This is a genomic window from Elusimicrobiota bacterium, assembly GCA_016218575.1.
Classification (GTDB): domain Bacteria; phylum Elusimicrobiota; class Elusimicrobia; order UBA1565; family UBA9628; genus JACRDN01.
Genome location: JACRDN010000006.1, coordinates 43,339 through 58,098, shown reverse-complemented (window position 1 = coordinate 58,098; position 14,760 = coordinate 43,339). Strand labels below are relative to the sequence as shown.

General features: G+C 63.0%; 15 protein-coding genes. All 15 read right to left on the bottom strand.

Annotated elements, in window-relative coordinates:
- The gene (locus tag HY921_01715) at positions 1 to 675 is read right to left on the bottom strand and encodes a Crp/Fnr family transcriptional regulator (protein MBI5629581.1); all 675 of its coding nucleotides are present in this window, start codon (positions 673 to 675) and stop codon (positions 1 to 3) included.
- A 34-nt stretch (positions 676 to 709) separates the two neighbouring features.
- Complete coding sequence (locus HY921_01710; protein MBI5629580.1) at positions 710 to 1,657, bottom strand: CapA family protein; 948 nt, start codon at positions 1,655 to 1,657, stop codon at positions 710 to 712.
- A 9-nt stretch (positions 1,658 to 1,666) separates the two neighbouring features.
- Positions 1,667 to 2,410 carry a 5'/3'-nucleotidase SurE gene (surE, locus tag HY921_01705; GenBank protein ID MBI5629579.1) on the bottom strand — a complete coding sequence of 248 codons (744 nt, stop codon included), beginning with the start codon at positions 2,408 to 2,410 and terminating at the stop codon, positions 1,667 to 1,669.
- Positions 2,407 to 3,531: a UDP-N-acetylglucosamine--N-acetylmuramyl-(pentapeptide) pyrophosphoryl-undecaprenol N-acetylglucosamine transferase gene (locus tag HY921_01700; GenBank protein ID MBI5629578.1), complete on the bottom strand. Its 1,125-nt coding sequence runs from the start codon at positions 3,529 to 3,531 to the stop codon at positions 2,407 to 2,409. Before HY921_01700 ends, surE begins: the two co-directional genes overlap by 4 nt.
- A complete protein-coding gene (ftsW, locus tag HY921_01695; GenBank protein ID MBI5629577.1) occupies positions 3,507 to 4,622 on the bottom strand; it encodes a putative lipid II flippase FtsW in 1,116 nt (371 codons plus the stop codon). The genes HY921_01700 and ftsW overlap by 25 nt, the downstream gene beginning before the upstream one ends.
- A complete protein-coding gene (gene murD, locus HY921_01690) occupies positions 4,600 to 6,006 on the bottom strand; it encodes a UDP-N-acetylmuramoyl-L-alanine--D-glutamate ligase (protein ID MBI5629576.1) in 1,407 nt (468 codons plus the stop codon). The genes ftsW and murD overlap by 23 nt, the downstream gene beginning before the upstream one ends.
- On the bottom strand, positions 6,006 to 7,091 hold the full coding sequence (locus HY921_01685; protein ID MBI5629575.1) for a phospho-N-acetylmuramoyl-pentapeptide-transferase: 1,086 nt from the start codon (positions 7,089 to 7,091) through the stop codon (positions 6,006 to 6,008). The genes murD and HY921_01685 overlap by 1 nt, the downstream gene beginning before the upstream one ends.
- A complete protein-coding gene (locus tag HY921_01680; GenBank protein ID MBI5629574.1) occupies positions 7,076 to 8,431 on the bottom strand; it encodes a UDP-N-acetylmuramoyl-tripeptide--D-alanyl-D-alanine ligase in 1,356 nt (451 codons plus the stop codon). The genes HY921_01685 and HY921_01680 overlap by 16 nt, the downstream gene beginning before the upstream one ends.
- 8 nt (positions 8,432 to 8,439) lie before the next feature.
- Positions 8,440 to 9,942, bottom strand: a complete 1,503-nt coding sequence (locus tag HY921_01675) for a UDP-N-acetylmuramoyl-L-alanyl-D-glutamate--2,6-diaminopimelate ligase (protein MBI5629573.1) — start codon at positions 9,940 to 9,942, stop codon at positions 8,440 to 8,442.
- On the bottom strand, positions 9,939 to 11,549 hold the full coding sequence (locus HY921_01670) for a penicillin-binding protein 2 (GenBank protein ID MBI5629572.1): 1,611 nt from the start codon (positions 11,547 to 11,549) through the stop codon (positions 9,939 to 9,941). Before HY921_01670 ends, HY921_01675 begins: the two co-directional genes overlap by 4 nt.
- A 15-nt stretch (positions 11,550 to 11,564) precedes the next feature.
- Positions 11,565 to 11,912, bottom strand: coding sequence for a hypothetical protein (locus tag HY921_01665; GenBank protein MBI5629571.1), 348 nt, complete (start codon positions 11,910 to 11,912; stop codon positions 11,565 to 11,567).
- Between the two features lie 123 nt (positions 11,913 to 12,035).
- A complete protein-coding gene (locus HY921_01660) occupies positions 12,036 to 12,191 on the bottom strand; it encodes a hypothetical protein (protein ID MBI5629570.1) in 156 nt (51 codons plus the stop codon).
- A 17-nt stretch (positions 12,192 to 12,208) separates the two neighbouring features.
- Positions 12,209 to 13,102 (bottom strand): 16S rRNA (cytosine(1402)-N(4))-methyltransferase RsmH, encoded by an 894-nt coding sequence (gene rsmH, locus HY921_01655; protein ID MBI5629569.1) that lies wholly within the window; start codon positions 13,100 to 13,102, stop codon positions 12,209 to 12,211.
- A 17-nt stretch (positions 13,103 to 13,119) separates the two neighbouring features.
- Positions 13,120 to 13,569: a division/cell wall cluster transcriptional repressor MraZ gene (mraZ, locus tag HY921_01650; protein MBI5629568.1), complete on the bottom strand. Its 450-nt coding sequence runs from the start codon at positions 13,567 to 13,569 to the stop codon at positions 13,120 to 13,122.
- Positions 13,570 to 13,667: 98 nt separating this feature from the next.
- Positions 13,668 to 14,735, bottom strand: coding sequence for a hypothetical protein (locus HY921_01645; GenBank protein ID MBI5629567.1), 1,068 nt, complete (start codon positions 14,733 to 14,735; stop codon positions 13,668 to 13,670).
- Positions 14,736 to 14,760: the final 25 nt, after the last annotated feature.

Genomic DNA, 14,760 nt, shown 5'->3' with positions numbered 1-14,760 from the left:
TCAGGTGAGGCAAAGGGCCGAGAGCTTTTGCGGGTTTTTGATGAAATACCGGCCTGCATGGACCTCCACGAGGTCCGCGCGGCGCAAGGCGGACAGGGCGCGTGTCAAGGGCTCCCTTGTGGTGCCCACCAGATCGGCCAGCTCCTGCTGGGTGTAGTGCTGCCTCAAAAGCCTGCCGGATTTGAAGCTTTCCCCTTTTTGCGACAGGTCGCAGAGGGTTTTCGAGACCCGTCCCAGGACGTTGCGGAAAAGAAGGCCCTCGATCTCCTCATCGGCCTTGCGCAGGCGCTCGGAGAAGGCGCGCAAAAGGTAGATGGTCAGCTGGTGGTCCGAGCATAGGAGCCTGTGGAAATCGCCTTTCTTGATGGTCAGGAGCTTGGAGGCTTGGACGGCCTCGGCAGAGGCGGAGCGGGTCTTTCCCTCGAGCAGGGCCATCTCCCCGAAGAAATCCCCCGCCTGGAGATAGGTGAAGGTCTTCCGCTTCTTCCCATTGGAGGCCGCGAAAATCTTGACCTGGCCCGAAAGCACCACGAACATCTGGTCTGCCGACTCCGTCTGCGAGAAGACCCTTTCCCCAGGGGCGTACTCATGGATATTCCCGATTTGCCGGACTTTCTTGAGCTCCTTGGGGCTGAGGACGCTGAGGAAGGGAATTTTGCGCAAAAGCTTGAGCATGACAAGCTATGTTAGCTTATCCGCCGACATTCCATCAAGGCGAGGCGAGGCGGAAGATCTCCGGGTGCTGGGACAGGGCTCCCAGGCGGTTTAAGGCCTCGTAGGCGGCCTTCCGGCCCTCCTCCGGCGCCAAGATGGGCTGGCCCCAATGGGTGTCCAGCGGGACGAATTCGATGGACTCGACCCCTCCTCGGCCCAGCGCGGCCTTGGCGATGACCGTGGTCCGCGTCTCCGGGGCGGGAGACACGAAAAGGAAATTGCCGAGGCTGTAGAGGATGGTCTTTCCTTTATATAGTTCCACGGCCTGCAGGACATGGGGGTGATGCCCCAGGATGAGGTCGGCCCCCGCGTCCACGGCCATGTGGGCGAAGGCCTTCTGGATTTGGTTGGGCTCGAGGGCGAGCTCGGTTCCTCCATGAAAAGAAACGACCAGAATGTCGCAGTCTTTTTTCGCCCTTCGGATGAGTTCCGGAAAACGCTTGAAGTTGCTGTAGGCCACGCCGGGCTTTTTGCGGCGGGCCCAGGCTTCTGGGGGGAAGGTGCTGGTCAGGCCTAGAAAGCCCACGCGAAGCCCGTTGCGCTCAATGATCCGCAGCTTCTCCGCCTGCTCGATATTTTTTCCGCCGCCCACCGCGATGAAGCCCCGCTTCTTGACCGCCGCCAAAGTGTCCAGGAAGCCCTCGGTCCCGTAGTCCATGCTGTGGTTGTTGGCCAGGTTCAGGACGTCGAAGCCCCCCTCCTTGAGGCTGGCGAGGTTCTCGGACGGGGCCCTGAAATTCCAAGTCTTGGCCTGTTTGGTGCCGCGGGTCGTGACGCTGCACTCGAGGTTGCCGAACACGATGTCGGCCTTGAGTGCCTCCCTGACGGCGGCCGTGGGATGTTCGGGGCCGTGGCGCCCGATGAGCTCCCCTACGGGTCCGTCGAGGCGGATGTCCCCCACCGCGGATAGGCTCACCTGCGCCAGCAGAAGGAGGACCGGCACTAGAGTTCCCTACAGTTCCCAGGAGCGCAGGATGTCGAGCGTGGGGAAATCGGTGTTGTCTACGTGCAGAGGAGTCACCGAGGCGTGGCCAGAGGCCACCGCGCTGACGTCGGTGCCCTTGAGGTTGACGCTCTTGACCGAGCTTCCCGCCAGCCAATAATAATGGCCTCCCCGAGGGTCGGCCCTCTTGGTCACTTCCTTGCTGTAGATGCGCCGGCCGAGCCTCATGGGCAGGGGTTTCAAGATATTCCCGTGCCGGGGCTTTGGGAAATTGACGTTGAGGCAGATGCCGGGAGGGAGGTCGAATTTCAGCACGAGCCGCGCCAACTTCCGGGCCCAGACGACAGCGGCCGCGTAGCCGAGGGAACTCGGGTCCTGCGAGAAGGCGATGGCCGGCACCTCCAGCAAAGTCGCTTCCCGGGCGCCGGCGACGGTTCCGGAATAGACCACGTCCTCCCCGAGATTGTAGCCCCGGTTGATGCCGGAGACCACGAGGCTTACCTTGGAATTCATGATCTCCAGGATTCCTAGCCTGGCGCAATCGGCCGGGCTGCCGTTCAAGGTGAAAATCATGGGAGCCACGCGGTGGATCCGGATGGGTTTGTGCAAGGTGAGCGAATGGCTGTCGGCGGAGCGCTCCTGGTCCGGCACTACGACCACGACTTCCCCCAGAGGGCGGACGGCTTCGATCAGGGGGGCCAGGCCTCGGCCATTGATCCCGTCGTCGTTGACCACGAGTATTCTGGTTTTCATTGTCTCGAGGTTTTTTCCACCGCGTCCGCCAGGCGCTCGGCCGTTTCATGCGCCGGCGGCAGGCCCAGGCGCGCGTAAGCCTCGGCCATGGAGCGGCGCTTGGCGGGGCTGTCCTGCGACCATAGCAAATCCTCGAGGATCGGCGCGAGCCCTTCCGCGATGTCCCGGTCCAAAAGAAGGCGCGCGGCTCCGGCCCGGGCCAGGATTTTGGCGTTGGCCTCCTGGTGATTGGCCGCGGCCAGGGGATAGGGCACGAGGACGGCGGGTTTTTCCTGGGAGGCGAGCTCTGCCAAGGTGCTCGCCCCGGACCGGCACAGGACGAGGTCGCATGCCGCGTAAGCCCATTGCATCTCCTCGAGAAAAGGCAGGAGCTTCACCGCAAACGCCGAACCTTCGTAAGCGCGGCGGGTTTCCTCGAAGTTATTGACGCCAGTCAGGTGGAGAACTTGAAGCGCGCATCCAACCGGCAGCTTTTTGAGAGCTGCCGGCACGCTGCGATTCACAGATCTTGCGCCCTGGCTGCCGCCGAAGACTAGAAGTAGGGGCTGGCCGCAGGCCAGCCCCAGGCGTTTTCTTGCCTCCTCCTTGGGCTTTATTTCCCATAGGGATGGGCGTATCGGCGTGCCCGTGAGCATGCCTCCTCCATGGACCGTGGGCAGGCCCCAAAACAGCTTGGCGCCTAGGAGACGGGCGGCCCGGTTGGCCAGGCCCAGGACCGCGTTGGAATCATGGAGAACGCCCGGGATGCCTTGGAGCCTTGAGGCCAGCAAGCAGGGAAAAGTAAGATAGCCTCCCATGCCGATAGTGATGTCCGGCTTGAAATCCTTGGCGATTTGGCGCGCAAGAAGGAAGCCTTTCCACAGCTTCCACGCGAAAACGATGAGCCCGGGGCCGAGCGACCTTGGCAGGCCGGAAAGATCCATTTCCACCGAGGCGAGGCCCTCTTTCTCCAATACGGCCAAGGCGGGGTCGCCCCGTCTCACGCAAAGCAACGGCTCCCAGCCGCGCCCTCGCAGGGTCTTGGCCAGGACGAGACCCGGATAAAAATGCCCCCCGGTGCCCCCCGCCGCGATCAGGGCTCGCTTGCGCCGCTCCGCTAATGGCGTTGAGGGGGTTCCCATGGGGCGGACTGCCGCGAGATATTGAGGAGTATGCCGATGCCGATGAGGCTGGTCAAGAGAGAGGAGCGGCCGTAGGAAATAAAGGGCAGGGGAATGCCCTTGGTGGGCAGAAGGCCGATCGACATGCCCACGTTGAAGAAGGCCTGGAGGCAGAGCGTGAAGGTGATGCCGCAGGCGAGCAGGGTTCCGAACAGGTTGGGTGCCGAGCGCGCGATGCGCGCTCCGCGCACGAGGATCATGGCGAAAAACCCCAGCATCGTGAGCGCTCCCAAGAGCCCCAACTCCTCGCATATGACCGGGAAAATGAAGTCCGTGTGGGGCGTGGGCAAGTACATGAGCTTGAGCTTGGAGGCGCCCAAGCCCTTGCCGAACCAGCCTCCGGAGCCCACGGCCAGGATGGATTGGGCGAGCTGATAGCCCGCGCCGCGCGCGTCCTTGAACGGCGTTAGGAAATTGAAGAGGCGGGCACGTCGGTAGGGGTATTTGATGAGCTCGTAGGCCACGATCGGGAGCGCGGCCAGAATGGCCGCCAACAGATATTGGACGCGGCTTCCCCCGATGAAGAGGACGAGGATCGTTACCGAGAACATGAGCACGGGAGTGCCGAGGTCGGGCTCGCGCGATATGAGGAACCACAAAGCTGAGACCGCTCCTATGGGAACCGCGAGGCCCCAAACCGGCGATCCGATCTTGCTTTTCTTGCGGTCCAGGTAGCTGGCCAGGTAAATCGCGGCCGTGAGCTTGGCGAACTCCGCCGGCTGGAGGCCCAGAGGGCCGATCCTGATCCAGCGCTTGACCCCGGCTACGGCGGGGCAAAAGAGCACGACCACGAGAGCCAGGGTCGTCGCGGCCATCAAGGGAAAAACCCAGTCCATGAGGCGGTTGTAATTGAAGCGGCTTACGGCCGCCATCAGCGCCAGTCCCGCCGCGGCAGAGATCATTTGGCGCTTGAAGAAATAGAGGGGATTTCCCATATTCTGCTCGGCCCAAATGGCGCTGGCGGAATACACCATGACCAGGCCCCAGCAGACCAGGGCCATGGTGGCCGCGAGCAAGGTGTAATCGAGGCTATTTCTTTTTCTGAACACCATGGGTTTTGGCTCTGGCCCGGACCAGGGCCTTGAAGCGACTTCCCCTCTCCTCGAAATTCTTGAACTGATCAAAGGAGGCGCAGGCCGGGGAGAGCAGCAGGACGTCCCCAGGGGAGGCCACCTGGAAGGCGGTCTCCACGGCGGTTTCCAGGTCGGAGCAGGGCAGTAGGGGCTTGGTTCCCCGCAGATCCTCCTCGATTTTCGCCGCGGCGCTGCCGATGGTGAGAATCGCCTTGGCGCTCTTGGCGATGAAAGGGGCCAAGGGCTTGTAGGAACTGCCCTTGTGCAGGCCGCCCAGGATCAGGAAGACGCGATTTCCCACTGACTCGAGGGACTTGAGCGCCACCATGGTGGAGTCCACGTTCGTGGCCTTGGAATCGTTGAGGCAGCGCAGGCCCCCCAGGAGCCCCAAGTCCTCCAGGCGGTGCTCCACGCCGCGGAAGGCTGTGAAGGCCTTCTGTATCTTGGGTAGCTCAAGATCCAGGCCCAAGGCCAGGAGGGCCGAGGCCATGGCGTTTTCGAGATTGTGCCGCCCGGGCAAAGCCGGGGGCGAGAGCGAGAGTTCCCTCCGGCTTCCCGGAAGCCGGATCCTTATCTTGCCCCGGCTCATCCAGGCGTGGATGAAGGGCTGGGGAGTCAAGCCGAAGTAGAGTTTTTTTGCCGGGCAGTCCCGGGACATCTTGAGGCAGAGGGGATCCTCGGCGTTGAAAACGCATAGATCGGAGGCGGACTGCTCCTGGAAAATCCTGGCCTTGGCCGAGAGATACCGGTCCATCCCTCCGTGGTGGTCGAGGTGGTCGGGGGTGATGTTGAGGATGGCAGCGGCGCGCGGCCGAAAATGGCGGCTGTCCTCCAACTGGTAGCTCGAGACTTCCGCGACGAGGCAGTCCTTTGCGCCCAGTTTTGGGGCGGCCTCGGAAAAGGGGATGCCGATGTTGCCGCACACCGCGGCCCGGCGCCCGCGCGGCAGGGCCTGGCGGAATACTTCCCCGGTGAGGGTCGTCGTGGTCGTTTTGCCGTTGGTGCCAGTGACGGCCACGATGTCCCGAGCCTTGCAGAAGGCCAACGCTACCTCCAGTTCGCTGTAGACCGGGACGCGAGCATCGCGCAGGCGGCTCAGGATGGGAAGGTCCGGACTCAAGCCGGGGCTCTTTACCACGAAGGCGCATTGGAGCAGCTTGCGGCTGTGCCGGCCCCCTTCCCAATCTAGTCTTTTGGGGGCGCGCCCTAGCATGGCTTTTAGCTCGGGGGCTGGGCGCGAGTCGCTGGCGAAAACCGAGAAGCCTTTTGAGAGCAGTAGCTTGGCGCAGGCGGTGCCAGAGCGTCCCAAGCCCAGAACCCCGGCCTTGCGGCCCTTGAAGGCCCCGGGCTCGAAGCGCTCCATCAGCGGATTTTCAAGGAGGCTAGGGCCAGAAGCATCAAGACGATGCCGCCGATCCAGAATCTTACGGTGACCTTGGGCTCGGAGATCCCGGAGAGCTCGAAGTGATGGTGCAGGGGCGCCATGCGAAAAATCCGTTTTCCCTTGCGCAGCTTATAGGAGGACATTTGCAGGATGACGGACAATGTTTCGAGGACGAAAATCCCGCCGATGATGGGCAGCATGAGCTCGGCCTTGACGCAAAGGGCCACGGTGGCGATGATTCCTCCCAGGAACAGGGAGCCGGTGTCGCCCATGAACATCTCGGCGGGGTAGGCGTTGTACCACAGGAACCCCAGGCAGGAGCCCACCAGGGCCGCCAGGAACACGGTGATCTCCCCCGCTCCCTCCACCGGGATGATCCTGAGGTAAGAGGCGAACTTCGCGTTGCCCGCCGCGTAGGCGAAGACCCCGTAGGCTATGGCGCAGAAGATGAGGCTTCCGCAGGCCAGCCCATCGAGGCCGTCGGTCAGGTTGACCGCGTTGGAAGCTCCCACGATCATCAGGGCCGCGAACACGAAGTAGGCGGGCCCCAGGTCCCAGAACAGCTCCTTGGTGTAGGGAAGGTTCAAATGAGACGGGAACATGCCGTTGGGAGGCCGCACGGCCAGGTACAGGACCACGCCCAGGGCCACGGCGATCTGAACCGCGAACTTGGTCCGGGATGAGATGCCGGCCGAGTTTTTCAGGACCAGCTTCTGGTAGTCGTCCCAAAAACCCACGGCAGTGAGCAGGAAGACCACGCCCATGAGCAGCCACAGGAAGCGGTTGTCCCAGCGCATCCAGAGGAGCGCGCTCGAAACCAAGGTGAAGAAAATGAGAAGCCCGCCCATGGTGGGGGTGCCCTGCTTGCCCAGGTGGCTCTTGGGCCCGTCCCGGCGCTGAATCTGTCCGATTTTGTGCCGGCGCAGGCTTTCGATGAGGGAAGGCCCTATCAGGAGGGAGGCCAAGAGAGCGGTCAAGGCGGCGCCTCCGGCGCGGAAGGTGATGTACTGGAAGATGTTGAAGGCGCCGCCGAGCTCCTTGTAGCGGGCTAGGTAATAGAGCATGAGAGGGAGTCCAGGATGGATTCGAATTTCATGACTCGGGAGGCTTTGAAAAACACCGCGGTCCGGGCGTCGAGCCGCCGGCGCAGGTCATCGGTCCAAGCCAGGGGATCCAGGGCGTAGCGGAACGCGAATCCCGGCGCCTTGCGCTCCAGGGCGATCCGCGCGGCCGCCATCTCCGGACCCGCCAGGTAGACTCCGGCCAGCGGGAGCTCGGCGAGCCACTCCCCCAACTCCGCGTGGAAGGCGCCTGACTGGGGGCCCAGCTCTTTCATGTCGCCCAAAACCAGGATTTTATCGCGGGATTTGAACTCGTCGCAGAAGGCTTCGACGGCCGCGCGCATCGAGGCCGGGTTGGCGTTGTAGGCGTCGAGGACTATCTCGCTGCCAGAGGGGTGGCTCAGGCGCTCCAGTCGCATGGCGGAGGGGACATAGCTCTCGAGACCCAAGCGGATTTTCTCCGCGTCTATGCCTAAAGCCCAGGCCGCGGCCGCGGCCGCGGCCGCGTTGTAGCGGCTAAGGGTTCCGAAGGCCCTGAGCCGAACACGGGTCTTGTGGCGGTCGACCACGAGTTCATCGGGGCCAGCGAAATAGATCCTGGCCCGCGGGCTCATCCCGAAAGTGATGGCCCTGGCCCCGAGCCGCGGCTCCAAGCCCGCCAGCCAGCGGTCGTCGATGTTGATGACGGCCCTGCCCTCCTCGGGAAGGCTTTCGACGAGCTCCGATTTCGTCTTGAAATTCTGGTCGAGGCTTCCGTAGAATTCGAGGTGGTCCGGGCCGATGTTGGTGAGAACGGCCAGGCTCGGCTGGGCCACCCGCGCGACCTCCGCGATGTCTCCCGGGCGCGAGTCGGCCAGCTCGAAGATGCCGTAGCGATGCTCGCAGCCGAGCTCGAGCACGGACAGGGGAACCCCCACCTGGTTGTTCCAATTCCCCGGATTGGCGCAGGAGGGACCCACTTGGAGGCAGATGCTCTTGAGCATTTCCTTGGTCGTGGTCTTTCCGTTGGAGCCGGTGATGCCCACGACCGGGATGTCGAAGCGGCGCCGGTGTTGGGCCGCCAGGGCGGCCAAGGCCTTGAGGGTGTTGGGAACCTCCACCACGTGGGCGGGGCGCGGGGCGCTGTCCGGGAGCCTGTCTTTCTCGATCACCCACCCCGGGCAGACCCGCGCCAGCTCCGGGCTCAGGAGGTCGTGGGCGTCGAAGCGCGGGCCTTTCAAGGCCCAAAAGGCTTGGCCGGTCTTGAGGGATCGGGTGTCCGTGGAAAGGCAGTCCACCAGATCCTGCGCGCCGCCGTGGGTGAGCAGCCCTCCCGCCCCCCTGGCCAGCTCCGCCCACGTCATGTTCAAATTCATCGCAGCTTTTTCTCTAGAGCCTCGCGGGCCGCTACTCGGTCGTCGAAGAAAATGGTTCGATCCTTGAGGATTTGGCACTCCTCATGACCCTTGCCGGCGAGGAGGACTATGTCTCCCGGCCCGGCCTCGGCGATGGCTTCCTCGATGGCCTTTTCTCGCTCCGGGAGAATCTTATAATTTTTAAGGCCCGCTGTCTTGATGCCCTCGACAATGTCGGCGATGATGCGCAAGGGGTCCTCGCCGCGGGGGTTGTCGCTGGTGATGACGGCCAGATCGCTCAAGCGGCAAGCCGCGGCTCCGGTGGGTCCGCGCTTGCCGCGGTCCCGGTCCCCCCCGCAGCCGAAGACGGAGATGATCTTTCTGTGGGGAAGCCGGCGCAGGCAGTCGAGGACCGTTTCCATGGCGCTGTCGGTGTGGGCGTAATCGACCAGGACGTGGAAGTCTTGGCCGGCCGCGACGGACTCCAGCCGCCCCGGCACCCGCTTGAGCGCGCGCAGGCCCTCGAGCACCCCTTCCTCGGGCAGGCCGAGCCCCAGGGCGGCCGCCGCCGCGGCCAGTGCGTTGCGCAGATTGTGCTCGCCTAAAAGGGAAACCCGGGCGCGGAGCTTCCTGCCGCGAAACACGAGATCAAAGGAAGATCCTTCCATGGAGAGGGCCAGATTCTCGGCACGCACTTCAGCTGAATTTTTCAATCCGTAGAGAATGATTTCCGCTCCCCGGCAGAGGTCCTTCAAGGGAGTGCCGCGGGGATCGTCGGCGTTGAGCACGGCCAAGCGCCTGCGCTTGGAAGAGGAGGCTTTGACCAGAAGCTCGAAGAGGCGCGCCTTGGCGCGGAAGTATTCCTCGATGGACTTGTGGAAATCCAGATGGTCGCGCTTGAGGTTGGTGAAGATCGCGGCGTCGAAGTCCACCTCCTCGACGCGCTTCAAGGCCAGGGCGTGGGAGGAAACCTCTAGGGCGGCGTGGGTGGCGCCGGCCTCGCGGAAGCCGGCGAGGAGGCGCAGGAGCTCCAAGGAAACGGGAGTCGTGTTGGGGGCTTTTTGTAGGGTTTTTCCCCCCATCCGGTAGTCCACCGTTCCAACCACGGCGGGAACGCCGCCGCAGGCCCGCACGATGGACTCAAGGAAGTAGGTGGTCGTGGTTTTTCCGTTGGTTCCCGTGACCCCGAAGACGGACATGGCCCCGGAGGGATGGCCGAAAAAGAGATCCGAGATCTTGCCCATGGCCGCGGCGATGTCCCGGACTTGGATCCAGGCGGCCGGGATTTGGAGCGGGGCCGGGGGAGCCGCCAGTTCGCTTACTATCGCGGCCGCGCCGCGCTCTATGGCCTCCTTGAGGTGGCGGTTCCCGTCCGTCTTGACTCCGGGCAGGGCGAAGAAAAGCTCTCCGCGCTGGACCTGCCTGGAATCATGGCGCAGACCCGAGATAGCGGCGTCCTCCCGGCCGCTGAGAGCCAGGACTTCGGCGCCGCGCAGGAGCTCCTTAAGGGGCCGCGTCATATCTGCCTGGAGATTCCCTTGAGGGCGAGGAGGCGTTTGCCCAGCTTGGCGAACACGGGTGCCGCTACCTGGGCGCCGTAGTAAAGCCCCTTGGGATCCTCGATGACGACGAGGACGGTCCAGGAGGGCTTCCCGGCCGGGAGAAACCCGACGAAGGAAGCGTTGTATTGGGTCATGGAATATTTTTTCGTTTCTGGGTCGAGTTTGCGCGCGGTTCCCGTCTTGCCGGCCACGCGGTATCCCGGAATCTGGGCGGTCACGCCGGTGCCTTGGCGCACGATTGTCTCGAGCATGCGCGAGAGGGTTTCCATTGTCTTGGGGGAGGCCAGGCGTCTGACGCGGGAGGGCTTGGAGTTCTTAACGAGGAGGGGTTCCCATAGGGTCCCGCCGTTGGCCACCGCGCTGTAGGCGTCGAGCATCTGAAGTGGGCTCACGCCGATCCCGTAGCCGTAGGAGGCGGTGGCGAGATTGACCGGGTGGCCGAGGGAGGGCAGGGGCTTCATCATGCCCCCGGTTTCCCCGGGAAGGGAAACTCCGGTCTTGTTGGAGAAGCCGAAGGCCCTCACGTAGCGGTAGAAACGGACCGCTCCCAGCCGGGCCGCGACCTTGGCCATGCCTATGTTGGAGGATTTCTCCAGGATTTGCGCCAGGCTCAGGCTTCCGGCGGGCTCGTGGTCATGGATCACGACCCCGGGAGCGATTTGATAGGAGCCGTTTTCGCAGAAAAAAGTCTCATCAAGGTTGACCACCTCCTCCTCAAGAGCCGCGGCAGCCGCGACGATTTTGAAGGTGGAGCCCGGCTCATAGGAATCCTGGACGAGGGAGTTCCTGAGGGGATTCTCGGGGTAGGCGGCCATGGCCAGGATCTCCCCGTTGTTGGGGTCCTGGACCGCCACCACCCCGCTCTTGATGGAAAACTGTTCCGCGGCTTCCTGAAGGGCCTGCTCGGCGTAGAATTGGATGTTGCGGTCGATGGTGAGGCTCAAGGGCTCCGGGGGTGCTGGATCCTGCTCGGTTTCCTTGTGGATGGTGCGCCCGGAGCCGTCCCTGATGATCTTGAACTTGCGGGCTTTTCCCAGGAGCTTCTCGTTAAGAGAGAGCTCGATTCCCGAAAGCCCGTATCCTTCGCTGTTGACCTGGCCCAAGAGGCTTCTGGCAAGGCCGCCGTTGGGGTAGAAACGCTCCTGTTTGGAGGAAAGCCCGACTCCCTCGATGCGGGCCGCCGTGACGGCTGAGGCTTGGTCGAAGCTTAGTCGGTCGCTCAAGCGCACGAAGCGAACCTGGAGCTTGTATTGATTCAATATCTCGCTTTCCGGCATGCCGATGAGAGGGGCCAGACGGGCCGCCAAGGCCGCTGGCTTCTTGATCATCTTCTTATCGAGGAAGCAGGACCAAACCAGGACGGACTGGGCCAATATGTTGCCGTTTCGGTCCAGGATATCGCTGCGCGGCAGGATTTCCACCGAGCTCCGATTGAATTCCCCCCTGGCCATGCTCTCGAGGCTCTGGTGCTGCATGATTTGCAGATGCGCCAGGCGCAGGCTCAAGGGCAAGAGGGGCAGGAGAGCCAAGCACGCCGCAATATTCAGGCGCAGCCTGGTATCCATGAATTCGGGGTCTTGTCAGGCCAGGCGGACCATGAACAAGGCCCGGGATATCCAGCGCTTGAGGACCGTCTCCTGCGGCGTGCTAGACAGCGGAGCCTCGAGGATGCGCAGGGACTCTGGAGCGGCCGGGAACATCCCGAGCCTGTTTTTGGCCTTGGACGCCAACTGGGACGGAGAGAGGCTTGTCTCGAGCTCCATTTGAAGCAATCCTGTTTTCCCCCGCAGCTTGTGTATCTCCTGCCTGGATTTCTCGACTTGGTAGCCCAGCCGAGTGGCTTGAATGTGCTGCCACGCCAAGATTAGGATTAAAAAGCCGCCCGACACGATCTTGGCCGTCCTCTTTTTCGCGGGTTTCCCTGTCATTGGAGCGTCCGATTATATCACTTAATTATTTTCTTCTTTCAAATCAAGGCAGGCGCCCCGCCGAGTGGGCGCGCTGCCAAACGACGGTGAGCGCCCCGCCGAGTGGGCGCTCACCTAAAGCCGCTACAAATCCCGCTTCTGCCCCTTGCCTCTGAGAAAAATCCTGTGCCAGACGTAGCCGCGCGACCAGGCCGCGGGCAGGGCCGTGAGGCCGATGGCTTGGCGGCGGTCCGCCAGGAAATTGACCGTGCCGCAGTTCAGCATGGGATTGTGCTTCATATTATGGCCCTCCCCGTTCATGCCTTTTCCACGATCCTGAGCTTGGCGCTGCGGGCGCGCGGATTGCGCGCGACCTCTTGGCTCGCGGGCGCTACGGCGCCCTTGACGATGAAGCGGCACTGCCCTCTGGATACGAACTCCGAAAACAGGGTTTTGACGATGCGGTCCTCCAAGGAGTGGAAGCTGATCACGGCCAAGCGCCCTCCCTGCTGCAGAAGGGGCACCACGCCCTCGAGCCCGCGGGTGAGGTTCTCCAGCTCCGCGTTGACGGCGATGCGCAGGGCCATGAACGTCCTTGTGGCCGGATGAATACGTCCCCCGGGAAGCAGTCTTTCCAGATGGAGGGCCAGGTCGGTCGTGGTCGTGAAGGGAGTCTTCTCGCGCCGCGCCACGATGGCTCTGGCGATCCTGAGGGCCCGCGGCTCCTCCCCGAATTCGCGCAGGAGCAGGGCCAGCTGCTCCTCGGGCCAGCGGTTGACGATCATCTCCGCGGTCAGGGGATTGTCGGGGGACAGGCGCATGTCGAGAGGCCCCTCGGACGAAAAGCTGAAGCCCCTCTCTGGCTTGTCGAAATGAAGGGAGCTTACTCCCAGGTCCATTAGGATTCCCGCGACGGGAAAGAACTTCTGGGCATGCAGGATGTCTCCCAAGTTCCGGAAGTTGCCTCGAGCGGACATGAACTGCCCGGGAGCAATGGCCTTGAGCCGGCCCTCGGCATGGAGAAGCGCTTCGGGATCTAGGTCGACTCCGAGAAGCTTTCCCTGCGGCTCCAAACGGCGGAGGATCGCCTCGGAGTGTCCGCCCAAGCCCAAGGTGGCGTCCACGTACAGCCCGCCCGGATCGGTGACGAGGCCCTCCAGGGCCTCCGCAACAAGGACGGGCTCGTGCTTATAGCTTCTCGATGGTTCCATGAGCTCCAGTCGTCCCATTAGATTTCAATCTGTTTGCTGACCTTGCGCAAGGCCGGCTCCACTCGCGACCTGTGGTAGGACTTCCAGCGTCCGCTGTCCCAGATTTCGGCGCGCTTGCCCGCTCCCTGCAACAGCAGCTGGCCCTTGAGCCCCGCGTGGGCCTTGAGATACTGCGGAATCAGGATGCGGCCCGCCGAGTCGAGCTCGGCCTCGGTCGCCTCGGAGAAGAACTTCCGCTTGAAGGCGCGCTCCTCTTCCTTGTTCGGCAGCGTGAAGGACTGCAAATCGGTTTCCAAGAGGCGCTGCCATTGCGAGGGGAGGAAGAGATAGAGGCAGCCCTCGAGGCCGCTGGTGAGATAGCAGGAGCGGCCCTTCTCCCGCGACAGGGCCTCGCGGAATTTCGCCGGAAGGCTCACCCTGTTCTTGGAGTCGAGCGAGTGCTCGTAGCGGCCGATGAGTAGGACCATTAGCTCCCACTTTGAACCACTTTAATATTTTTTTGTCCCACTTTTCCCCACCGGGAGAAGAGTGTAAAGGATGCGCGGCGATTTGTCAAGAGGAGGGGTTATTCCGCGGCGGGGGGCGCGGACTTGGCGAGCTCGTGGCGCCAGGCGTACTCGAGGGCCTTGAGCCTGTTGAAGGGCAGGCCGTAGGCGCGTGAGAGCGATTGCGCGGGGTCGCGGCCCTCGCGCAGGTAGGAGGAAAATTTATAGAAGTTCGAGCGGTACTGAGCACGGATGAGGAAGCGCACGAGGCTGTAGGCTTGGGCGTACCAGAGGCGAACCTTCGCGTCGGGCGAACCAGCGGTGGTCGTAACACTCATGAAATCGGCGATGGGGAATCCACCTCCCCGTGAGAGAATGGCCATGTTTTCCCGCAGCCAGGCGGGCGCGGCCAAGCCGCGCTCCACCTGGACCAAGGTGGCCATCCCTTCGCTCAGCCACAGCGGATCCGGCTTGCCCTTCAAGAAGAAGCTGTCGTAATAGATGTGGCAGAGCTCGTGCGCCAGTATTCCCGGGAGCTCCTCGCTTTCATAAACGTAGACTTTGCGCCTGCCCACGGAGCTGGCCCCCCCGGACCAGGCCGGCCGCCCGGTGATGTCATGGTATGTTTCCTGGTCATTGAAAAGGAAGATCGTGACCTTCTGGTCGTTGGCCCACGGTGAGAAGGCGGCCAAGTCGAGCATGAGGTTCCCATGCAGATTCTCAAGAATGCGGACGAAATCCTCCGACGCCGGAGCGGCCTCGGCATAGACGTTGAAATGGGGGCTGGCGGTCTTGACAAAGCCGGTAGGGACCGGTTGATCGGGGATGCGGTTCCTGGCCTCTCGCCGGGCGGGACTAACCCGCCCGGCGCGGGGACGAGGCGTCAGGGCTCTGGGCGGCGTTTGAACCAAGGGCTTGATGAAGTCGAGGGACGAGGGCTGCGGCGAGGTCTGGCGTGGCTGCGGCGCCTGGCTTTCTTCCATCGAGCCAGGCGTGGGGAGCGGGCGGCCGCGGTAGGGGTTGGCCACGTACTGCATCTGTTGTTGAATTTGCCTCTCGTCCTCTCCCAGAAATTGGTAAAGCATCATGCCCCAAAGTCCCAGGATCGAGAGCCAAATCAATATCCGGATGCGAAGAATGATGTCCATCGATCAGCGAGGGTATCCTGGTATT